Below are 23276 nucleotides of genomic sequence, written 5' to 3'. Positions count from 1 at the left end.
TCGGAAAATACGGCTGAAGACGCGCCATCTGCTCGTCCGTCAGCCAATACAAATCACTCATCATTCAGGCTCCTCACCCCAAGCCTGAATCACAGCCGTCACCGCAAATCAATGGGTCCTGACCCTAACGCCAAGCACGGCTTGACTCCCAATTAATATCGCGCCTTCCTGTCGATCGGTTGATCTTGTCCTGATTGTCGTGCGTTATTCTGGGAAAACGGAAAAGGGGGCGGTGAAGATGTTGCAGAAGATGTCACGAAAACTTGCTTTGGGCGCGTTGTTCTTGACGATACTCGCACTTGGAGCCTTTGCCTTCGTGGAGTATCAGAAAGCGCGCTACTACGGCGGTCTGACACGCGCGGTCGATCGCGCGGCATTCATCGGGGAGGGTGGCCCCATATTGATAGAGAATGTCGCGATACTGTCTGAAGATGGCGCAACGATGTTGCCGTCACGGTTCGTCCTGATACGCGATGGCAAGATTGCGCGTATCGGCGCTGCGCGTGAAGGGTTGGGCGTGCCGGATGGGGCGAAGGTTCTGGATGGCCGAGGGAAATATCTGATTCCGGGGCTGATCGATAGTCATGTCCACCTGGAGCGCAGATCGAACGATCTGCTCGTCTTGTTGGCGCATGGCGTGACCTATGTCCGTGAGATGGGAGGCAGTCGTGCGTCGCTGGAGATGCGGCAAGCCACGCGAGCGGGCGCTGCCGGTCCGCATATGTACGTCGCGTCGCGGAAGATATACGGTGATGCCGGTTTCCATGGCATATTTACCGCTTGGACGCGGACCCGTATCAACATTGCCGATCCGGCGGATGCCGACAGCGTCGCGCTGCGATTGGCTGAGCAGGGATATGACGCGATCAAGATCGGCGGATTTACCACGCCGGAGGTTCATCGCGCGGTTCTCGCTGCTGCGAAAGAACGCAACCTCGATCCGATAGGCCACCTTCACAAGGACAGCACGCTGAAGGATATGCTTTCGAGCGGGCAACGTGAACTGTCCCATGTGGAGGAGGTGACGAAGGCACTGATCAATGAATATGGCGGGTACGGGCCGGACGAAGGCGATCGATTTCTCGCTTACGTCAGGCGCCGGGCCGACGATGTTGCGCGGGATATTCGCGAAGCGCGGATCGCCGTGGGGTCATCGATCGCCTTGATGGATAGCATTCCGGTTCAGAAATTCGCGCTTGCCCCCGCGCTCTGCGACCTTGACCTGCGATATGTCGATCCCGGTCAGATAGAAGGCACATTGCTTACGCCTGGCTGGCTTTCCGGTGAGAACATATATGGGCTAGCGCCGGACGAGGCCGCTGACCCAGCCCGTTCCGCCGCCGTCAAGCGCTGGTGGACCACCTATGTCGAAGCGGTCCGTGTCTTGGCTGCTGCGCTTTCCCGAAATGGCGCAACGATTCTGGCGGGTACTGACGTCGGAACCCCGATCCTCGTACCCGGGAAATCGCTGCATCAGGAGCTTCAGGCTCTTGTTGCCAGCGGTCTCAGTGCGCGACAGGCCTTGCATAGTGCGACCGCAGCCCCCGGTGAATGGCTTGGCAAACCTGTCGGCCGTATTGTGCCGGGCTACGCGGCAGATCTGGTCTTGCTCGACGCCGATCCACTGGTCGATATATCGCATACAAGCCGCGTGAGCGATGTGTTCGTGGTCGGGCGGCTTTTTCGGCGAGGTGATCTCGATCGAATGCTCGCCGAGGTCGCGCAGGCAAATCAAGCGGCTCGAACAGTCGATGTCGCTGCTCATTGTGCCCCAAGGGCTGAGCCGGAATCCTGATCTGACGGATGGGGCTGAAGGGCGCATCGCCGCGCAACTTTTCGGGTGGCGATGGTTTGGAAGATTCGCGTGCTGGAACAATGCATCCGGTGTCCTTGCCTTCTCCGGCGAGTTGCTGTGTGGCGCGGTTTCCGCGTGGATGCTCTCCTGGAAAGGTTAATTTGGGCGGAGCTTTGGCTTGCTTTGGCGGGCATGCGATGGCAACGAAAAAGCAGGGTCGTTGCGTGAAAACTTAATAAGTTCAAGGGGGAACGGACGTGCCGATCAATGCACTGGAAAACCGCGCGCCTGTCGGCGTGCCGATGGCTGTGCTCGCAAGCTTGGCTGACAAGCCGTCTTCTGGTGCAATCGCACAGGCTCCTGCCGCCACGGAGACCCATGATCGTCGCCGTTGCCCGTCGGACCGTTCGCTGCGGAAATATAATCTGCGAACGGCGACTTTTTTTGCTGCCGGCATGTCATTGGCGGTTTCTGCCGCGCCTGCCTGGGGGCAGGATCGCGTTTATGCAGGTCCCGGCACCGATTGGACGTCGGCTGCCAATTGGAGCGGCAGCGATGCAGCCGATTCTGCTAGCGAAACGGCTGTTTTTCAGAATAATGGCGCTCCGACAAACATCACGATCTCCAGTAACGTGCCGGCAGCCGGCGTGCGATTCGACGCCGGTGCACCAGCGCGCACAATCAATGTGCGGGCGTTCCTGAGCCTGTTCGGGGCGGGCATCAACAATCAATCAGGCGCCATTCAGACGATCAACATCGACGGTGCCGTGCAGGGCTCGACCACGCTTCAACTCGCGAACGCTAGCGACATCGTTGGAACGCAGACAAATATCCGCGTCGGCAACGGCTTCATGCAGATCGCGCAGCAGGCGAACGCAACCATGGCTCACGTCATGATGGACGGCGGGATACTTTCGCTCGAAACGAACGACGGCACCGCGACAGTGGGTGCCCTGAGTGGCGACGGTAGAGTTCAGGCGATCAGTGCAAACGGTGCGATCGCCAATCAGCAATTGACTGTGGGGGGGACTGAACCTTTCGACGGTGTTTTCTGGGCGGATTGGGCAAAATCCTGGCATGACGGTGGACCTCGTCAAGGTCGGCACCGGCACGCTGACGCTAACGGGCGCGAACACTTACAATGGCACGACGACGATAAGTGCCGGCGTGCTGCAGATCGGCAATGGGAGCAACTCCGGGGCGCTCGGTAGCGGTGCCGTCATCAACAACGCGGTGCTGCGGGTAAGCCGGGGCGGTACCTATGAGATATCAAGCGCAATCAGTGGCACCGGTAACCTTGAACTTACCACCGCACGACTGATTCTCAGCGGAGCGAACAGCTATTCCGGTACGACCCGGATCGATGCGGGTGGCGTGCTTAACGTCCGCAACGCCAGCGGGCTTGGGACGGTAGCGGGCCAAACGGTCGTGCAATCCGGCGGCGCGCTGGAGTTCCAGGGCAACATGACCATCGCCGAGTCCCTGTTGCTGAATGGCACCGGCGTCAACAATGGCGGCGCGCTGCGCAATGTTGCGGGCCGGAATACGGTCAGCGGCGCCATCACCCTGCAGTCGGATACGCTCATCACGGCGGCTGGTAATGCGGCGCTGGGTACCGACGAACTCGTGTTGGGCGGGTCGTTCATTGGTAACGGATTCGATCTTACGATCGACGGCACGGGCCGCGTGACCGCCAATGCGCCGATCAGTGGCATCGCTTCGCTGACTCAGAACGGATTTGGCTTCCTCACCTTGGGCAATATCAATCTGAATGCGCCGGTCACGGTCAATTCCGGAACGCTTCGGTTGGTCGGCGGTGCGTCCGTGGCCAATAGTGTGGCGGTGACGGTGAATGGAACCGGCAACCTCGAGCTCGCCAATTCGGAAACAATTGGATCGCTGACGGGCACTGGGAATGTTGAGCTGGTCTCGGGGGCGACGCTTTCGGTCGGCAACAACAATGGTTCGACGACCTATGCGGGTGTGATCGAGGATGGTGGTTCCGTCGGCTCTCTCGTGAAGACTGGCACAGGTACGCTGACGCTGACGGGCGCGAACACTTACAATGGCACCACAACGATCAGTGCCGGCGTGTTGCGGGTCGGAGACGGTGGCAGCACCGGAGCGCTCGGCACGGGCGCCGTCATCAACAATGCGGTGCTGCGGGTAAGCCGGGGCGGCAGCCATGAGATATCAAGCGCAATCAGCGGTACCGGCAACCTTGAATTGACGACCGGACAGTTGACCCTCAGCGGAGCGAACAGCTATTCCGGTACAACCCGGATCGATGCCGGCGCCGTGCTCAACATCCGCAACGGCGGCGCCCTTGGAACGACCGCGGGCCAAACGGTCGTGCAATCCGGCGGCGCGCTCGAGCTTCGGGACAGCATTACCATCGCGGAACCCTTGTCGCTGAACGGCACCGGCATCGCCAATGGCGGCGCGCTACGCAATGTTGCGGGCCGGAATACGGTCAACGGTGCCATCACCCTGCAGTCGGATACGCTCATCACCGCCGCTGGCAATGCGGCACCGGGCGGCGATGAACTGGTGCTGGGCGGAGCGTTTATCGGTAACGGATTTGACCTTGCGATCGGTGGCACGGGACGCGTGACCGCCAATGCGGCGATCAGCGGCGTTGCGTCATTGACCAAAAATGGCACGGGCACGCTGACACTCGCAGGTGCCAACAGTCATACCGGCATTACGAACATTCAATCGGGGGTTTTGAACGTCCGGCATGGCGCGGCGTTGGGCGCGACCGCCGCCGGGACGAACATAGCGAGCGGCGCGGCACTTGAAATCGAAGGGAGCATAAACCTTTCGGAGGCAGTGACGGTCGGGGGGGGCGGCGTATCCAATGGTGGTGCGATCCGCAACCGGTCGGGCGTCAACTCGCTGGGCGGCGTGGTCACGCTGGCATCGGACACCCGGATCAACAGCGATTCGGGCGAATTCGACCTTGCCGCGATGATCGGTAACGGCAATGCGCTCACGATCGGGGGGGCAGGGCTGACGCGCGTTCAGGGCCCCATCACGGGGCTTTCCGACTTTACCAAGGATGGCAGCGGGACGGTCCTGCTTTCGGGCAGCGGCAACAGTTTTTCCGGCGCAACGCGGATTGTCGAGGGCACCTTGCTGGTGGCGGGCGGCTCGGCCATTTCGGATTCTTCGGCCGTCATCATGAGCAGCGGTCTGTTCGGTATCCAGTCGAGCGAAGCGATCGGGTCGCTGAGCGGAAACGCGGGCGTCGTTCGCATCTCCGACAGTATGGTGCTGACTACCGGCGGGAATGGCCAGGATACGCTGTTCGCCGGTACCATCGTCGGCGATGCCCTTGGCACGGGCAGGCTGGTCAAAACCGGTTCCGGTATGTTCACTCTGACCGGCGCCAACAGCTATGCCGGTGGCACGAGCGTCAACGCTGGCACGCTCCGGATCGGGAACGGCGGAACGGCCGGGTCCATCGCCGGACCGGTTTCGCTGGCGTCCGCAGGCAATCTTGTTTTTGACCGCGGCGACGATCTGTTGGTTGGCGCCGTGATCACAGGTTCCGGCACGATTCGGCAATCGGGGCTCGGTTCGCTGGTGTTGGCGGGTAACAATGCGCCGGCGCAGGTATTTACGGGGAGTATATTTGTCGATGCCGGTCGCCTCGCGATCGACGGCAGTTTTGGCGATACGGTCGCGAATAGCGCGCGGATCGTCGTCGGCGCCTCCGGCACGCTCGGCGGCAGCGGCACTTTTTGGGGCGATGTCGATGCGCAGGCGGGTACGCTCGCGCCGGGGAACAGTCCTGGCACGTTGACGATCGGGGGGAATTTGACCCTTGGCGCTGCGACGATCCTGAATTTTGAACTTGGCGAATCCGGCGTGGTCGGCGGGCCGAACAACGATCTGATCGTTGTCGGCGGCAATCTGACGCTCGATGGTACGCTCAATACGACCGGCTTCGGCGCCGGTTACGGTCCCGGCTATTACCGCCTCTTCAACTATGGGGGGACGCTCACCGATAACGGGCTCGCCATTGGCTCGATTGCCGGGGGCTACACCCCGACGATCCTGACCAACATCGGCGGTCAGGTGAATCTTCTGCTCGGCGACGGTTCGGCGCAGCGGGTCCAATATTGGGACGGCACCGATATGACGGGCGCCAGCGGCGCGACGAGCGGGAATGGCGGCGCTGGCGTGTGGAGCGCGGGCGGAACCAACTGGACCGCGCAGAACGGCTTTGCAGTGAATGATGCGTGGCAAAGCCAGGTCGCGGTGTTCGGCGGCGCCAGCGGCGGCGCGGTCACGGTCGAGGGGGTGCAGACCTTTCAGGAACTGCGATTTGAAACCAACGGTTATACGCTTCAGACGGGCGTCGGCGGCGGGCTCGCAACGACCGGGGGCTTCTCGGTAATCAAGGTTGATGCCGACTTGGCGAGCGTCAACGTTGGCATCTCCGGCAATGGTGGTCTGACCAAGACGGGAGCGGGAACGCTCTTGATGGGCGGGGCGAGCAGCTACGCCGGGGTCACGACGATATCGGAAGGCACGCTTCAGATCGCAGCATCGGGTTCGATCGGCGGCGCTGGCCTCGTCAATGCCGCTAATCTGGTCAATGCCGGGGTAGTCAATGCCAGCATCAACAACAGCGGCTCGTTGACATCGACGGGAATTGTGAATGGCGCACTGACGAACAGCGGCTCGGCAGCGATCGCGGGGCAGCTGAACGGCAATATCGGCAACACCGGCTCGATAATGTTGACCGGTGCGACAACCGGCGTCACCGCTCTGAGCCAGACGGCCGCGGGCAGCGTCAATCTCGCGGGTTTCGATACCAGCCTCGGCAGCCTCAGCGGCGCGGGTGTCGTTCAATTGGGCGGTGCGACGTTAGCTGTCGGCAGCGGCAACGGCAGCACCAGTTTCGCGGGCGTTATTTCCGGGGCAGGTGGCCTGACCAAGACCGGAACCGGCACCCTGACGCTAAATGGCGTCAATGTTTATACGGGCTCGACCAGCGTCACGCAGGGCGTGCTGCATATCGGTTCGACCGGCCAGATTGGCGGTGCCGGGGTCACGAACAGCGCGGGGTTCGTGAATGCGGGAACGGTTAATGCGTCCCTCGTCAACAGCGGTTCCTTGGCATCGACCGGCATAATCAATGGCGGGCTCAACAACAGCGGGTTGGTGGCGCTCGCGGGTCAACTCAACGGCAGCGTCGACAATAGCGGCGCCATTGCTTTGACCGGTGTGACGACGGGTATCGCAGCGCTGACCCAGACCGCCGCCGGCAGCTTTGATCTTGGCGGGTTTTCCACGACGATCGGGATGCTTGGCGGAGCCGGGTCGATCGTCACTGGAACCAACGCTGGAACCACGCTCACGGTCGGCAATGCCTCGTCGTCGACTTTCGTCGGTACGATTGGGGGTAACGGACGGCTCGTGAAAACGGGTGCCGGCACGCTGACCCTGACCGGCGCGAGCGGCCATGGCGGTGGCACGGTTATTTCCGAAGGTTCGCTGCGCCTTGGTGATGGTGGTACCACGGGGAGCGTCAGCGGCCCGATCGAAGTGGGTGGCACCCTGATCATCGATCGCAGCGATGTCTATGCGCTGACCAACGCCCTGTCGGGTGCGGGCGTGCTTGTTCAGGCGGGCAGCGGCACGACCGTACTCAGCGCCGCCAACGGTCTGACCGGCGGTATGGTGGTTTCGAACGGTCGCCTACGCGGTGATACGACCTCCTTCGGCGCGAACACGATTCGCGCTGACGGTACCGTCGAATTCGCGCAGGCTGCCGCTGGCAGCTATGCGAGCCAGATCAGCGGTTCTGGCGTGCTGGAAAAAACCGGTGCGGGAAGACTGACGCTGACCGGAAACTCGGCCTTTTCGGGCCAGACTCGCCTGCTCGGCGGCGAATTGACCGTCAATGGTTCGCTTGCGCAGTCGGCGCTTGCGGTGGCGGCTGGGGCCCGCCTGTCGGGAAGCGGAACGGTCGGCAGCGTCACGCTGGCGAATGGCGCCACAATCGCTCCCGGCAATTCGATTGGCACGCTCAACGTCAACGGCGACATCGTTTTCGCGGCGGGGTCAACCTATGAAGTCGAGGTCGATCCGACCGGATCCGCAACCGACCTGATCGCCGCGACGGGCCGGGCAATCCTGAACGGCGGATCGGTGGTGCACATCGGTCTGGACGGGAACTACCGGCCGCAGACGATTTACACGATCCTGACGGCCGCTGGCGGCATCGAGGGTGCCTTCGCGGATGTGTCGTCGCACTTTGCGTTCCTCGATCCGAAACTTGGATATGGCCCGAATTCGGTGACATTGACGCTCGAACGCAATGACATCAGTTTTTCCGATATTGCCGTCACGACGAACCAGCGCGGAGTGGCGAGCGGGGTGGAACAACTACGCTTTGGCAATCCGCTGTTTGAAACGGTGCTTGTCCTCGATGACGGCGGGGCTCGGCTCGCATTCGATCTGCTCTCGGGCGAAATCTACCCCTCGCTCCTGTCCGGCTTTGTACAGGACAGCCGGTTTGTGCGCGGTGCGGCGCTCGAACGAATGCAGCAGTTCGGCGCGGCGGCCGACGCCGAACCCGGCGTTCGTTACTGGATGCAGGCGATGGGATCGCGCGGGCATCTCGATGGCGACGGTAACGCACGCCGCTTCAAGCAGGATTCAGGCGGATTCCTGATGGGAGTCGACGCTATAGCCGACGAAACGGTTCAACTCGGCGCCTTCGGCGGTTATCAGCAGGGCGACGGAACTGTTCATGCCGCTGCTTCCGAAGCGGATATCAAGAGCTATCATGTCGGGGCCTATGTCGGCGCGGACATGGGCGCGCTCGGTTTGCGGGCGGGTTATGCGTTCGGCTGGCATGATGCTGATGTCACGCGCCGGATCGCCTTCTCGAGCTTCGGTGATGTCACGACCGGTCGTTTCGATGCCTCGACTACTCAGGCCTTTGCGGAGATTGGTTACCGGCTTGATTTCGGTGCGCTGCAGCTTGAGCCCTTTGCGCAGATCGCCCGAGTCTGGGTCGAAGGCGAGGCGATGAACGAAACCGGCGGCGTTGCCGCGCTTCGCGTTGCGCGCAGCAAGATGTCGACCGCCGTTTCCACGATCGGCGCCCGGCTGGACCAGCACTTCTCGTTAGGGACGATCAATGCTGGATTGAAGCTTTCGGCCGGTTGGCGGCATGCGTTTGACGATCGCTTGCCGGTCGCGAGTAGCCGGTTTGTGGGCTCGTCGCCGTTCGTAATCGCTGGTGCACCGATCGCACGCGATGCGTTCGCGGCGGATATCGGCATCAACGTCGCCCTGTCCGACCGCGCCCGGATTGATATCTCCTACAATGGGGACGTCGCGAGCAGGGCGGTCTCGCACACAGGCCGCGCGGCCTTTACCTGGGCCTTTTGACGTAGGTTTGTCCCCCACACCTTGACGCGATGGCAAACGCCGGAGAACGAATGGGATACTCTCCGGCGTAATATGTCTGACCTCGTCTCCCCCAATCGACCGATCGGGGGAGGGGAGCGCCTTTCCATTTGTCGGAAAAGTTTTACTTGTCGGGCTATGGTGTTGGCGTCAGCTAGCCAATCTCGGTCTGCTGAGACGATATCTTGAAAGCGGGCGTGGCCTATATGGCTCATCCGCATCTTGTGGTGCCAAAATCATGAATCATCCGGAGAATTTCACGGATGATGGTGCGGTCGAGAAGACTCGAACTTCCACGGCCTTTCGGCCACAACGACCTCAACGTTGCGCGTCTACCAGTTCCGCCACGACCGCACATCATGATGGGGCCGAACGGGTCCGGCACCGGGTAGGAGCGGGCGATTAGCAAAGCGGTTCGGGGGATGCAAGCGCCCTTTGTAGCATTTATTTTCGCGGTGCTATCAGGGACGCTCCCGGCGCTGTCCACCGGGCCTCATGTCATTGAATGGACTCATAAGCGTCATCCAACTGTCATTGCTCTACCGTCAGACCGTCATCGAATCATCCTAGTGGCGGCGTCACCGGGGGCGGGGCGGTCGAGCCTTCCTTGCTCGCCGGTGATTTTCAGCAGCGCCGACGGCGCACACCGGGAACGGAGATTTTCATGGCGGCTTTTGCGCGCGTTCGTTTGGTCATGCTCAGCGGCGTGGCCTGTACCATTCTGGCGGCCTGCGGGGCTGACGGCGTCGCGTCGCCGGGTGAAGGGACGATTGTCATTCCCACGCCGACCCCCACACCCACGCCGACCCCGACGCCCACGCCAACACCGACGGGCGTGACTCCGGCTGCCAATTGTCCGACGATTGCCGGCCCGTCGACGGCGCAGTTTACTGACCTCGGTACGATCACCGGCCCCGAGGGAACGTGGCGCAACTGTGCTTTCCCGTCGCGCTTCACGGCCTCGACCGCAATTCCGAAGGTTGCCGGCGTAATCTATTCGCTGCCAGGGCGTGTCGATGTTGGCACCGACCAAGGCGCGACGAGCACCAACACCGACGTAACGCTCACGATCGACCCGGGCGTCATCATTTTTGGTTCGACGGGCGTGTCTTATCTGGTCGTCAATCGCGGTAACAAGATTGATGCCGTCGGTACGCCGACCCAGCCGATCATCTTTACGGGGCGCGGCAATGTCGTCGGTTCGGCCGGCGACCAGACCTCGCAGCTTTGGGGCGGCGTCGTTCTGCTCGGCCGTGCGCCGATCACCGACTGTCTGGCGCCGGGGGCCGCAGAGGGCACCGCAGCGTGCGAGCGCGATACGGAGGGTACATCCAACGCCCTGTATGGTGGCGCACAGCCGGGCGATAATTCGGGGCGTATGTCCTATGTCCAGATCCGCTATTCGGGTTTCGTCCTTAGCGCGGACAAGGAGTTGCAAGGCCTTACCCCGTCGGGCGTCGGCTCGAACACCCAACTCGACCATATCCAGATCCATAACAGTTCCGATGACGGGATCGAGGTTTTTGGTGGCCGTCCGAATTTCAAGCATCTGGTGCTGACGGGCAATGAGGATGATACGCTCGACACCGATGTCGGGTACAAGGGCAATATCCAATATGTGATTGGCGTCCAGCGGGCCGGCGGCGCGGTTGGCGATTCGATGATGGAAATCGATTCGGACGGCAATGAAAACGCGGTGCCGCGTCAGAATGTCACGATTTCGAACTTCACCTTCATCCACCGCAACAGTGCGGCCGGCAATGGTGCCGCGATCCGTATCCGCGGCGGCGCCGACTATACCTTCGCCAATGGTCTTATCGTGACCGGGACGCGCTGCCTTCGCGTCGACAGCGCCACGACCACCCAGACCACCGGTGCCGACGAAGCGGGGCCGCCGAAATTCTATTCGGTTTCGATGCAGTGCAATGCAACGCCCTTCCGCGGCTCGAACGGCGTCAGCGATGCCGAAGTGCAGGCGATTTTTGAAGGCGGTACGAACAATCGTTCAAACTATGTGTCCAGCCTGACGAACCTGTTCGTCAATGGCGCCACCGAAACGGGTTACGCGCCGTTCAATGCCAAGACGCTGAACGCCTTCTTCGACACCACCGCTTATGTCGGCGCCGTTCGTGACGCCAATGACACTTGGTATCAGGGCTGGACCTGCAGTTCGGCGACCGCGAGCTTCGGCAGCACTAGCGGATCCTGCTCGGCCCTGCCGACTACCTGATCGCCAGCGATCCCCCGGGGAGCGGGCAGGTCATGTGGCGGCCCGCTCCTCATCTGCATATTTTCAGGGACAACCCACCATGACCAAGCGGCCGATCCTCACCAGTCTGCTCCTTCTCAGTTCTGCACTTGTTGCGCCTGCGGCGCTTGCCCAGAATGCCGAGCCCACCGCGGCCGACGACATTCAAGGGCAGGGCGCTGCAGCCGATGACGCTGCAGTTGTGGAAGAGGAGGCCGACGTTTCGATTCCTGGCGGTGCCAACCAGGAAATCGTCGTCACCGGTCGTTACACGCCCAACGTCGTGCGGGCGACCCCCGAAGTGGTCTCGGTGCTGTCCTCGGCGGATATCGCCCGTACCGGCGAAGGCGATATTTCAGGATCGCTTCAGCGCGTTACCGGTCTCAGCGTCGTGGGTGGAGGCTTTGTCTATGTTCGCGGTCTTGGTGATCGCTATTCGCTGGCGCTGCTGAACGGTTCGCCCCTGCCCAGCCCAGAGCCGTTGAAGCGCGTCGTCCCGCTCGACATCTTTCCGACCAATGTGATCGATTCGACCTTGGTGCAGAAAAGCTATTCGGTGAACTTTCCGGGCGAATTCGGTGGCGGTGTCATCAACCTGACCACCAAGGCGACCCCGCGTGAAAGCTTCTTAACATTTTCTGGCGGAGTTGGCTGGGACAGCGAAACGACGAACGAGCTCGGCTATACCTATTATGGCGGCGATGCCGACTGGACCGGGTTTGATGATGGTACCCGCGATGTTCCGCCGTTGTTGAAGGCGGCTCTGAACAGCGGAAAGCCGATTCTCGAAGGCGCCGATTTCAGTCAGGACGATCTGGAAGCGATCCAGACGGAACTGGTGAACGCTCCGACCACGCTGCTTCAGCAGAACAATCATATTCCCATCAACTGGTCGGCGGGCGTGACCGGCGGAACCACTATCCAGCTTCCCAATGGCGAACTTGGCATCATCGCCACTGCAGGTATCAGCAACAAGTGGCGGACACGCGACACGTTGCAACAGACCTCGCTGAACCAGGATCTGTCCGGTGATCCGCAAACCAGCTATAACCGTGTCGTTACTGACAACCGCGTCGTTGTGAACGGCCTTTTGGGGTTCGGGTTGGAGCTTGGCGATCACAAGTTGCGCTGGACCAATCTCTATATCCGCGACACGTTGAAGCAGGCGCGACTGGCGCTCGGTACCGACCGGAACCAGTCTGATCGCGACATTATGAAGCAGGACACCGCCTGGTACGAGCGCCAACTGATCAACACGCAGTTCGTGGGCGAATTCAAGTTCGACGCCTTGAAGCTCGATCTGCGTGGAGGCTATGCCAATTCGCAGCGCGAAGCGCCTTATGAGCGCAGCTTTACCTATGTCCGAACAAATTTGCCGCTCGCTCAGGATCCGGTCGGCGATCGCTTCGTCAACGACCTCGGCGGCAGTCGCGGTGATGCTTCCATCGCCTTTTCCGACCTGAACGAGGATCTGTGGTCCGGCGGGATTGACCTGTCCTATGAAATCGCGCCGCGCGTCTCCGCAACCATCGGCTATGCCTATAGCGACACCCATCGCGTGTCAGAGCGCAGATCCTTTCTGTTCCGGGCTTCGAACCTGCCGATTGCCGTGCAGCAGTTGCGGCCCGATTATCTATTGTCGGATGCGACGATACAGCTTTACGACATCACGCTGATCGAAACATCGGCGCAGGACGGGACGGCTGCCTTCGATGCCAAGCTGCGCACCCATGCGGGTTATGCGCAGTTGCAAGCGGAATTGGCTGCTGGCATCAACGTCAACGCTGGTGTGCGATATGAGGACGCGAAACAGACTGTCTCGCCGATCGACCTGTTCAATACTGGTGCGTCATCGATCGTGCCGACGAACCTTGCCAATGATTATTGGCTGCCAGCGGTCACGCTGACCTGGGAAATGGCGCCAGATATGCAATTGCGTGTCAGCGGGTCGAAGACGATCGCGCGTCCGCAGTTTCGCGAGTTGGTTGCGCAAATCTATCAGGACCCTGAATCGAACCGGTTGTTCCGCGGCAACCCGTCGCTCGGCGACAGCGAGTTGTGGAACGCGGAGGGTCGATATGAATGGTATTTTGGCCGCGACCAGCGCCTGACCGCCGCTGTCTTTTACAAGTCCATCGACAAGCCTATCGAGGCATATACCTCGGTATCCGATTCGGCGATCAACTCCAGCTATGCCAATGCGCCCAAGGCGACGCTTTACGGCGCCGAGTTTGAGGTACAGAAATATTTTCCGCTCGACACGCTCTCCGACGCCGGGTTCTGGCAAAGTCGCCGCTTTGTCGTGATCGGCAACTACACGTTCACCAAATCGAAGATTAGAGTGGGGGCTAACGATACCACCGTTATCAACGGCGTTGTACAGGATGCGTCGAACTTCTTTTTTGATGGCGCGCCCCTGACCGGCCAGTCGGATCACTTGGTCAACGTCCAGTTCGGACTGGAAGATCAGGACAAGCTGTCACAGCAAACACTGCTGATCACCTATGCCAGTCCGCGTGTCACGAGTCGCGGACCGTCCGGGCAGCCCGATCTTAAGGAAAAGCCGGGCGTCCAGATCGACTTCGTTGCCCGCCAAGGCTTGACCATGCTGGGCCGGGAAGTCGAATTGAAGTTCGAAGCGCGGAACCTGACCGGCCGCACTTATAAGGAAGTGCAGGAGGCGGGTGATAATCGCATCTATTTCAACCGCTACAAGCTGGGTCGAACTTTCTCTCTCGGCGCATCGATGAAATTCTGAACCCGCAAGGCTCCTTCCCGATAGGGGAGGAGCCTCAAATGGCGCCCGGACTCGCTCGGCTGCCAAAAAACTGTAATCTTCCGGTCAACTGATTGTCATCGATTGCCTCTAGGCGATTCGGGACGACGGCTTCAGTTGGGGGATAAAGAGATTTCATGGCGACGCTGATGTCCGGATCGGCCGTAAGGATGCCGCGTGCGCTGCCCGGCTGGCTTCGCGCTGCGCGCCGTTCGCCGCGTGACGCTGGTCCGTTTCTGTTGGTGCTGCTGCTGGGCGCGCTGCTCATTTGGCAATCGGTTCGACTGCTTTGGACGTTGATCGTTCCATTGTCGCCGCTCGGTGCCTGGCAACCGCAAGCCGCCATCATTGCGTCTCCGGCGGAACGGCGTGCCTTGTTTGTTGGTCTTGATCCTTTTTTCCGCGGGGCGGCGCAGAGCGCGGCAAATGCCAATGTGACTGCACTTGGCCTGACGCTTTTTGGCATCAATCTGAACGAAGCGACGGGTGGCGGATCGGCGATTATCGCTGCCGATGATGGTGTTCAGTCGAGCTATGCCGTGGGCGATGAAATCGCTCCGGGTGTGACGCTCGCCGGGATCGCCTTCGACCATGTGCTGCTCGATCGCGGAGGCGCGCGTGAAAGTCTGTTCCTCGATCAGAGCGGCGAGGCGCCCGTAGCGACGCCCGTGTCGTCGCTGCCCGCGCCAACGCCGGAGATCGGATCGGCTGCCGCTGGCAGTGCAGGTGATAGCGGCGAATTGTCGCCTGCGGCGGTCAAAGCCGGTGTGGGCTTTGCGCCGCGAACCGAAAATGGTCGCGTTACCGGATTGGTTGTCCAGCCACAGGGAGACGGCGCAACCTTCAGGGCCGCCGGGCTGCGTCCCGGCGACGTCATTCGCGGCGTGAATGGGCGCCCCATTGGTTCGGCGGGCGATGCTGCCGCGCTGGCGGGCCAGATCACGCCTGGCGCTCGCATTTCGCTCGAGGTCGAACGGGGTGCCAGCACGGTTCCCGTCGCCATTTTTCTGTCCAAACAATAGAGTCCTATGCGCTTTAAACTGTCCTTGATGCTTGCGGTCGCTCTGGTTTCAGCCGTTCCGGTTCCAACGCTCGCACAATATACGCTCAATGTCCGCGATGCCGATATTCGCGCTTTCATTCAGGATGCGGCGCGGATCACGGGCCGTACCTTCGTTATCGATGGCCGCGTGAATGGCAAAGTGTCGGTCGTTACCGACCGTCCGCTGTCGCGAAGCGAATATTTTGAGATTTTTCTCGCGACGCTTCGTTCGAACGGTCTGGTGGCCGTGCCTGGACCGAACGGCAGTTACCGCGTCCAGCCGATCGATGGAGCAGCTGCGCAGCCGGGACGTATCGGAAGCGCCCGCGCGGCACAGAACCAATTCGTTACAGAGATTATTCGACTGAAGCACATTGATGCAGTGGCCGCCGTCGAAACCTTACGTCCACTGGTAAGCCCGCAAGGGTCGCTGACCGCGAACCGCAACGCCAACAGTTTGGTCGTGGCGGACTTCGCCGACAATATCCGCCGTATCCGTGCGCTAGCGTCGAGCATCGACCGCGACACATCGACAAGCCGCGTCGTGACGCTAAAAAATGCGGGTGCACGCGAAATTGCGGCAGCGTTGCAGGCGCTTGTTCCGGCCGCTGGGGAGGGAGCTCAGGCGCCGGTCGCGATAGTGCCGATCGATAGCAGCAATGCAATTGCTTTGAGAGGCGATCAGGCGCTGGTCGCGCGTTTCGTCCAGATGGCGACAGACCTCGACCAGAAGGCAGCTGGCGGGACGGAGTTGCGCGTTTACTGGCTCGAACATGCCAATGCCGAAACCTTGCTGCCAACACTGCAGCAATTGGTTGGCGGCGGTAGCGATCCCGCGCAAAAGGCTGGCCTCCCGCCTGCTTCTAGCTCGTCTTCGTCCGGTAATGGCGCAGGCGCCGGTGCGCCGGTTGCGGCGCCCACTGCTGCCTCCTCGACGGTGAGCGGCGCGGGCGGCAGCATCGCGACGCGCGGTCCGGCGATCGTCACCCGCTATGAAGGGGCGAATGCCATCATCGTTGCGGCCAATTCGGACGTGCAGCGGATGCTCGGCGAGTTGATCCGCCAGCTCGACAGCCGCCGCGAACAGGTACTGGTCGAAGCGATTGTCGTCGAGATCGGCGACGATGCGGCCAAGCGGCTGGGTGTCCAGTTTTTGCTCGGCGGCAAGAATATTCCTTTCGTCGCGACCAGCTACGGCAACGCGCAGCCCAATATCTTGACGCTTGGCGGAGCATATGCCGCGACGAAGCTGACGCAGGACAAGACCACGGTGGACGGTGAAACCGTAGTTACCCAGACGACGAGTGCGCTTGGCAATAGCCTGCAAGAGGCCGCCGCGGCGTCTTTGTTGTCGGCTACGGGCGGATTTGCCGGATTTGCGGGTGATATCGGAAAGAACACCGTGTTTGGTGCCATCATCAACGCCGTGAAATCGGACACGACGTCAAACTTGCTCGCGACGCCGCACATTGTCACGCTCGACAATCAGGCGGCGAAATTTCTGGTGGGGCAGGATGTGCCCATCACCACCGGCGAAGCGCTGTCCAAAAATTTCGATAATGCTTTTCGGACGGTTCAGCGCGAGGAAGTCGGGATCAAGCTGGAGGTGACGCCGCAGGTCAATGGCGCCGGTGAGGTCAAGCTGTTCCTTCGCCAGGAAGTGTCAAGCGTCGCCGGCCCGGTGTCGTCGCGCAACAGCGATCTGATTCTCAACAAGCGGGCCTTTGAAACCACGCTGACCGTCGACGATGGTGAAATTCTAGCCATCGGCGGGCTGCTCAACGACGATGAACGCCGCACGATCGAGCGCATTCCACTGCTTAGCGATATCCCGCTGCTCGGCGAACTCTTCAAATCGCGCAGCCGGACGCGGGCAAAGACCAATTTGATGGTGTTCATCCGCCCGACAATCCTGCGCAGCCGTGAGGACAATGCCGCGCTGACCGCGCGTCGCTATGGTTATGTCCGCAATTTCCAGTTGCAACGTAATCCTGATCAGGAACCCGCGATCGACACGCTGGTCCGGGACTATCTGGGCACGGTGCCGCCGGTGCCGAGCGAAGCGAACGCCGCCGACATCACCGTCGCGCCGGGCGACCTTCCCGGCCTTCGCCGTCCCGACGGAAGCATCGCCCCCGCCGACGTTCCGCCCTCGACGAACAGCGCGCCGCCCCCGCCGGCAGAGGGAGGCGGGCTTTGACCGACACCGAACCGGCGGCGCCGCAGCACGCGGCGCCGGTCGACATACCCTATGGCTTTGCGCGCTCTCACGGCGTGGTGATTGCGCCCGACGGTGAAGGCGGCTGGCTCGCGACGTTGCGTGCCGACGCCGATCCGGCCGTGCTGATCGAGGTCAAGCGCTATCTGGCGCAGCCGCTGCACGTCACCACCGCCAGCACCGCCGATTTCGACCGACTGCTCTCGGACCATTATGCCGTCGATGCCTCGGCGGCGATGGCGGGCTCGCTCGACGGCGGGGATCTCGATCTCAGCCTTCCGAGCGCCGAGGATCTGCTCGACAGCGCTGACGATGCCCCGGCGATCCGGCTGATCAACGCGATCATTGCCGAAGCGGTGCGCCAGGGCGTCAGTGACATTCACATCGAACCCTATGAAAGCGGGCTCGTCGTGCGGATGCGCACCGATGGGGTGCTGCGCGAACATCTGCGCATGCCGCCGCACGTCGCGCCGGTGGTGGTCAGCCGCATCAAGGTAATGGCGCGGCTCGACATCGCCGAACGCCGCGTGCCGCAGGACGGCCGTATCGCGCTGACGTTGGCGGGCAAGGCCGTCGATGTCCGCGTCTCGACGCTGCCCAGCCGCGCGGGCGAGCGGGTGGTGATGCGTATCCTGGACAAGGATGCGGCGGGGATCGATTTCGACGTCCTCGGTCTGTCGGGCGCCGCTGACCAGGTCTTGCGCGAGGCGCTCGCCGAACCCAATGGCATCATCCTTGTCACCGGCCCGACCGGATCGGGCAAGACGACAACGCTCTATGCCGCGCTCAAGCAATTAAACGATGGCCAGCGCAATATCCTGACCGTCGAGGATCCGGTCGAATATGCCGTCGATGGGGTCGGCCAGACCCAGGTGAATGCCAAGGTCGGGCTCGATTTTGCGGCAGGGTTGCGTGCGATATTGCGCCAGGACCCCGATGTGGTGATGGTCGGCGAAATCCGCGACCGCGAAACCGCCGATATTGCAGTGCAGGCCTCGCTCACCGGCCACCTCGTCCTGTCGACCGTTCACACCAATGATGCAGTGGGGGCGATAACGCGCCTTAAGGACCTGAAAGTCGAACCATTTCTGCTGGCGTCGACGCTGCGTGCGGTGATCGCCCAGCGGCTGGTGCGCAAGCTTTGCGACCATTGCCGCGAGCCGGTGCAGGCCGATAACAGCATCGCGGCGATGCTCGGGCTCGACATCGGCACCGTTATCTGGCGGCCGAAGGGGTGCGAGGCATGTGGCGGAGCCGGCTTCAAGGGCCGCGTCGGGGTGTTCGAGGCGATCAAGGTCGATGAAACGGTGCGCCGCTATATTTACGCGGGCGGCGACGAGGCGATGATCGCGAAACATGCGTTTCTGAAGGCACCGACGCTCGCCTCGGCAGCGCGCGCGATGGTTGCCAAGGGACTGACGACCCCCGAAGAGGCGATCCGCATCGCGCGGCGTGAGGATGTCGATGCCTGATTATCGCTATGTGGCGATCGATCCGCAGGGCCGCGAGCGCAAGGGGCGGCTGACCGCCGCCAACGACGATGCCGCCCGCGCCGGCCTGATCGCCCGCAAATTCCATATCGTCGCCGTCGAAGCGGCGGGGGCGAAGCCGGGGCGTTCGCTGTTTGCCTTTCGCAAGGACCGGCTCGGCCGCAAGGAGCTTGCGCTTTTCACCCGCCAGCTGGCGACGCTCGCCGAGGTCGCGCCGCTCGAAGAGGCGCTGCGCACGCTGACCCGGCAGAGCGAGGCCGACAGCGCGCGCGAGGTGATCGGCGATGTTCATGCCGGCCTGCTCGAAGGCCGCCGCCTCGCCGACGCGATGGGGCGCCAGCCGGCCAGTTTTCCGCCGCTCTATCGCGCCATGGTCGCGGCGGGTGAAACGACGGGCAGCCTCACCGTCATCCTCGCGCGCCTTGCCGACCTGCTCGAACGCCAGGCCGAGGTGCGCGGCAAGCTGGTCGCTGCGCTCGCCTATCCGGTCGTCCTCGCGGTCGTCGCGATCGGGGTGGTTGCGGCGCTGATGATCTTTGTCGTCCCGCGCGTCGTCGAACAATTCACCGATGTCGGGCAACAGCTTCCCTGGCTCACCCGCGCGGTGATCGCCCTTTCGACCTTTGCCGCCGATTGGTGGTGGCTCGTCGCCCTGTTACTGGCGCTCGGCGTCTTCGGCTGGGTACAGGCGATGCGGCGCTCCGCCTTCAAGGCGCGAGTCGATGCGCGGCTGCTGCGGTTGCCACTGCTCGGCCGCCTGCTGCGCGACCTTCATGCGGCGCGTTTCGCGCGCACCCTGTCGACGATGGTATCGAGCCGCCTGCCGCTGGTCGAAGGGCTGCGGCTGACCGTCCCGACGATCCGCAACGCCGCGCTCGCGGGCGCGACCGCGCATATCGTCGATCAGGTGCGCGCGGGCGGCAGCCTGTCGGCGGCGCTGCGCGACGCCGGGGTCTTTCCGCCGCTGCTCGTCTATATGACCGCCAGCGGCGAAAGCGCCGGCCGGCTCGAATCGATGCTCGAACGCGCGGCCGATTATCTGGAGCGCGAGTTCGACCGCTTTACTGCCGCCTCGATGGCCCTACTCGAACCTGTCATAATTGTCGTTATGGGGTCGTGCGTTGCCCTGATCATCCTCGCCATCCTTCTGCCCATCCTACAGTTGCAGAATCTTGCAGGACTATAATAATGTCGCTGATGCAGCTTTTTTTTCGCCTGATCCTCGATCCCTCGCGCCCACCGGTACCGCGCCGTCGGCGCCGGGGCGAACGCGGCTTTACGCTGACCGAACTGATGGTCGTGATCTTCATCATCGGGCTGCTCGCCACGGTGGTGATGATCAACGTCCTGCCCAGCCAGGACAAGGCGATGGTGACCAAGGCCAGGGCCGATATTGCGACGCTGGAAAGCGCGCTCGAACAATATCGCCTCGACAATCTGACCTATCCCGCATCGACCGACGGGCTGAATGCGCTGGTGACGGCGCCGCCTTCGCTTGCCCAGCCCGAACGCTATCGCCGCGGCGGCTATATCAAGAAACTGCCCGCCGATCCGTGGGGCCGCCCCTATAATTATCAGGCGCCGGGGCCGAACGGAAAGGCGTTCGACCTCTGGTCGCTCGGCGCCGACGGCGCGCCCGGCGGAACCGATGACAATGCCGATATTCGCGGAGACAGCTGAGGCGGCGGCACCCGGTCCCCGACCGCGCGCCACCCGCGGTTTCACGCTGGTCGAACTGATGGTGGTGCTGGCTATCCTGGCACTCGCCGCAACCGCCGTCGTGCTGACCATCCCGGGTGAGGAACGCACGCTGCGCGGCGAGGCCGACCGGCTCGCCGCGCGGCTTGCCGCCGCGCGCGATGTCGCGGTGATCGAAGGGCGCAGCGTCGCGGTTAATTTCGCGCCGTCGGGTTATGGCTTTGAACGCCGGGTCGCGGGCGAATGGCAACCGCTACCCGGGCGCGCGTTCGAACAGCACAACTGGCCCGGCGATGTCCGCTTCGTGGCGGGCGACGGCCAGGCGGCGGCGCGGATCCTGTTCGACCGGGTCGGCACCAGTCCGACGCCGCAAGCCGTGGTGCTGGCGGGCGGCGATACGCGCGAAATCATCCATGTCTCGGCAACGGGGGAGGTCCGGCGTGGCGAATAAAATTAGCCGTTCCCCGGCGAAAGCCGGGGTCCAGAGCGGTATGAAGCCACGTTCCGTATGGCCTACCGAGGCCCCGGCCTTCGCCGGGGCGCGCCGGTCTGGCGACCAGCGCGGTTTCACCCTTCTGGAAATGCTGGTGGCGCTCAGCATCATCAGCATCGCGGCGCTGACCCTGGTACGGCTCGACGCCTATGCGGTGCGCACCGCGGGCGATCTTGATGAAAGCACGATGGCGGGGATCGTCGCCCAGAATCGCGCGGTCGAATTGTGGACTGACCCGGTGCCGCCGACGATCGGTGCCAGCGCTGCGATGGTGACCAATGGCGGGCGCGACTGGCGTATCGAACAGCGCGTCGCGCGGACCGCCGACGACAGCCTGCTGCGCATCGACCTGATCGTCCGTCCCGCCGCCGGGCGCGGGCAGGCGGCGTTGACGATCATTCGGCCGTCGCGATGACGGGACGCCGATCGATCTTTTCCCGGTTCGTCCTGCGCGCGCCGAAGGGAGGGGAAGCACAATGCGGCTTCACCCTCGTCGAAATGTTGGTCGCGCTCTCGCTGTTCGCGGCGATTGCCGCCATCGGGGTCGGTTTGCTGCGCGCCAGCGTCGATACCCAGGATGCGGTGCAGCAGCGACTGAAAGCGATGGGCGGCGTCAACCGGCTGCGCGCGGTGATGGCGAATGATCTGGCGCAGGCGGTGCCGCGCCCGACGCGCGGCCAAGCAGGGGAGGCGCTTCCGGCCTTTGCCGGATCGGCGAGCGGCTTCGCCTTTGTCCATGCCGGGGCAGGGGCGGCGGCGGGCGGTCCGCGCCCCGCGGTCGAGCGTGTCGGCTATGCCCTGGCCGGCGGCGAATGGCGCCGCGCGGTACAGCCGATGCTCGACGGCACCGCGCTGGGAGAGGGCGACGCGATCGCCCGTCAGGTCACCGCCGCGCAGCTCCGTTACCGCGATGCCGAAGGAAATTGGGGGGACAGTTGGACGTCCGATCCGGGCGATCGCTTGCCGCGCGCGGTCGAACTGCGGCTGACCCGCGAAGGGCGGGCGCCGCTCGTCCTTTTCTTCCTCGTCGCGCCGGCACCCGTGCCGCCGCCGGCCGCGGGCGCCGCACCATGACGGTACGCCATCCCCAGGAACGCGGCGCGGCGCTGCTCAGCGTGCTGCTGCTTGTTGCGGTGATGGCGGTGATCGCAGCCACCGCGCTCGACCGGCTGACGCTCGCGACACGGATCGCGGGCAGCGCGGCGACCGTCGATCAGGGCCGCGCCTATGCTTTTGCCGCCGAGGAAATCGCGCTGCGCCGGGTTGGCGAACTGGTCCGCCGCGACGCCGCGCGCCTGACGCTCGCGGGCGGCTGGCTCGGCCGCGACTTCACCCTGCCGCTGCCCGGCGGCGAAGGGCGGGCGCGACTGTCCGACGCCAATAATTGCTTCAACCTCAATAGTCTGGTCGCCGAAACCGCGCCGGGCCGGTTCAGCCAGCGGTCGGGCGCGGTTGCTCAGTTCACTGAACTTATGACCTTGCTCGGTATCGATCGCGGCGAAGCGATGGCGATTGCCGGCGCGGCCGCCGACTGGATCGACAGCGACAGCAACGACGGCCCGCTCGGGGCGGAGGATGGCGTCTATCGCGCGATGCAGACCAGCTATTTGCCCGCGAACCGCCCGATGGTGGATGTCAGCGAATTGCGCGCGGTGCGCGGCGTCAGCGCCAAAATATATGCGCGGCTGAAACCATGGATCTGCGCGCTGCCGGTCACCGAACCCGTCCGCCTCAACGTCAACACGCTGGCTCCCGAACAGGCGCCGCTCGTCGCGATGCTGGTCCCGGGCCAGATCTCGACCGCCGATGCGCGGGCGGCGCTGGCCGCGCGGCCTGCAGACGGCTATGGCAGCGCGGTTCGATTCTGGCAGGCGCGTTCACTCGAACGGGTCAAGCCGTCGCAGGACGTGGCCGAACAGGCCGGGGTGAACAGCCGCTGGCTGGCGCTGACGACGCAGGTGACAATGGGGGACGGTTTCTTGACGGCACATTCGCTCATTGATGCCAATGGCGGCGCCCCGGCGGCGGGGCAGGTACCGCCGGTCATCGTGCGCCGCGACTGGGGCGAGGCCGACTGACGTG

General features: G+C 62.9%; 14 protein-coding genes and 1 tRNA gene. 14 read left to right on the top strand and 1 reads right to left on the bottom strand.

Annotated elements, in window-relative coordinates; all coding sequences use genetic code 11:
- Positions 1 to 238: 238 nt before the first annotated feature.
- The 3 genes from U0S50_RS13400 (at position 239) to U0S50_RS13390 (ending at position 9211) form a co-directional block, all read left to right on the top strand.
- Positions 239 to 1795 (top strand): amidohydrolase family protein, encoded by a 1557-nt coding sequence (locus U0S50_RS13400; protein ID WP_322309253.1) that lies wholly within the window; start codon positions 239 to 241, stop codon positions 1793 to 1795.
- A 257-nt stretch (positions 1796 to 2052) separates the two neighbouring features.
- A complete protein-coding gene (locus tag U0S50_RS13395; RefSeq protein WP_322309252.1) occupies positions 2053 to 3006 on the top strand; it encodes a hypothetical protein in 954 nt (317 codons plus the stop codon).
- Positions 2909 to 9211, top strand: a complete 6303-nt coding sequence (locus U0S50_RS13390; RefSeq protein ID WP_322309270.1) for an autotransporter-associated beta strand repeat-containing protein — start codon at positions 2909 to 2911, stop codon at positions 9209 to 9211. Before U0S50_RS13395 ends, U0S50_RS13390 begins: the two co-directional genes overlap by 98 nt.
- A 285-nt stretch (positions 9212 to 9496) precedes the next feature.
- Here the strand turns inward: U0S50_RS13390 and U0S50_RS13385 are convergent.
- Positions 9497 to 9583: transfer RNA gene (locus U0S50_RS13385), tRNA-Leu, on the bottom strand.
- 310 nt (positions 9584 to 9893) lie between these two features.
- Here U0S50_RS13385 and U0S50_RS13380 point away from each other — a divergent pair.
- The 11 genes from U0S50_RS13380 to gspK all read left to right on the top strand — a co-directional run bounded on the left by U0S50_RS13380 (position 9894) and on the right by gspK (position 23272).
- Positions 9894 to 11459: a hypothetical protein gene (locus U0S50_RS13380; RefSeq protein WP_322309251.1), complete on the top strand. Its 1566-nt coding sequence runs from the start codon at positions 9894 to 9896 to the stop codon at positions 11457 to 11459.
- A 79-nt stretch (positions 11460 to 11538) separates the two neighbouring features.
- Positions 11539 to 14235, top strand: a complete 2697-nt coding sequence (locus U0S50_RS13375) for a TonB-dependent receptor domain-containing protein (RefSeq protein WP_322309250.1) — start codon at positions 11539 to 11541, stop codon at positions 14233 to 14235.
- A gap of 155 nt (positions 14236 to 14390) precedes the next feature.
- Complete coding sequence (locus tag U0S50_RS13370; RefSeq protein ID WP_322309249.1) at positions 14391 to 15275, top strand: type II secretion system protein N; 885 nt, start codon at positions 14391 to 14393, stop codon at positions 15273 to 15275.
- A 6-nt stretch (positions 15276 to 15281) separates the two neighbouring features.
- Positions 15282 to 17495, top strand: coding sequence for a type II secretion system secretin GspD (gspD, locus tag U0S50_RS13365; RefSeq protein ID WP_322309248.1), 2214 nt, complete (start codon positions 15282 to 15284; stop codon positions 17493 to 17495).
- Positions 17492 to 18985 carry a GspE/PulE family protein gene (locus tag U0S50_RS13360; RefSeq protein WP_322309247.1) on the top strand — a complete coding sequence of 498 codons (1494 nt, stop codon included), beginning with the start codon at positions 17492 to 17494 and terminating at the stop codon, positions 18983 to 18985. Before gspD ends, U0S50_RS13360 begins: the two co-directional genes overlap by 4 nt.
- Positions 18978 to 20189, top strand: coding sequence for a type II secretion system inner membrane protein GspF (gene gspF, locus U0S50_RS13355; protein ID WP_322309246.1), 1212 nt, complete (start codon positions 18978 to 18980; stop codon positions 20187 to 20189). Before U0S50_RS13360 ends, gspF begins: the two co-directional genes overlap by 8 nt.
- Before the next feature lie 11 nt (positions 20190 to 20200).
- Positions 20201 to 20683 carry a type II secretion system major pseudopilin GspG gene (gspG, locus tag U0S50_RS13350; protein WP_322309269.1) on the top strand — a complete coding sequence of 161 codons (483 nt, stop codon included), beginning with the start codon at positions 20201 to 20203 and terminating at the stop codon, positions 20681 to 20683.
- Complete coding sequence (locus U0S50_RS13345) at positions 20658 to 21152, top strand: GspH/FimT family pseudopilin (RefSeq protein WP_322309245.1); 495 nt, start codon at positions 20658 to 20660, stop codon at positions 21150 to 21152. Before gspG ends, U0S50_RS13345 begins: the two co-directional genes overlap by 26 nt.
- A 40-nt stretch (positions 21153 to 21192) precedes the next feature.
- A complete protein-coding gene (gene gspI, locus U0S50_RS13340) occupies positions 21193 to 21609 on the top strand; it encodes a type II secretion system minor pseudopilin GspI (protein WP_322309244.1) in 417 nt (138 codons plus the stop codon).
- Positions 21606 to 22268 carry a type II secretion system minor pseudopilin GspJ gene (gene gspJ, locus U0S50_RS13335; RefSeq protein WP_322309243.1) on the top strand — a complete coding sequence of 221 codons (663 nt, stop codon included), beginning with the start codon at positions 21606 to 21608 and terminating at the stop codon, positions 22266 to 22268. Before gspI ends, gspJ begins: the two co-directional genes overlap by 4 nt.
- On the top strand, positions 22265 to 23272 hold the full coding sequence (gene gspK, locus U0S50_RS13330) for a type II secretion system minor pseudopilin GspK (protein WP_322309242.1): 1008 nt from the start codon (positions 22265 to 22267) through the stop codon (positions 23270 to 23272). Before gspJ ends, gspK begins: the two co-directional genes overlap by 4 nt.
- Positions 23273 to 23276: the final 4 nt, after the last annotated feature.

Source organism: Sphingopyxis sp., assembly GCF_034380315.1.
Classification (GTDB): Bacteria; Pseudomonadota; Alphaproteobacteria; order Sphingomonadales; family Sphingomonadaceae; genus Sphingopyxis.
This window is presented reverse-complemented; position numbering and strand designations above follow the sequence as displayed.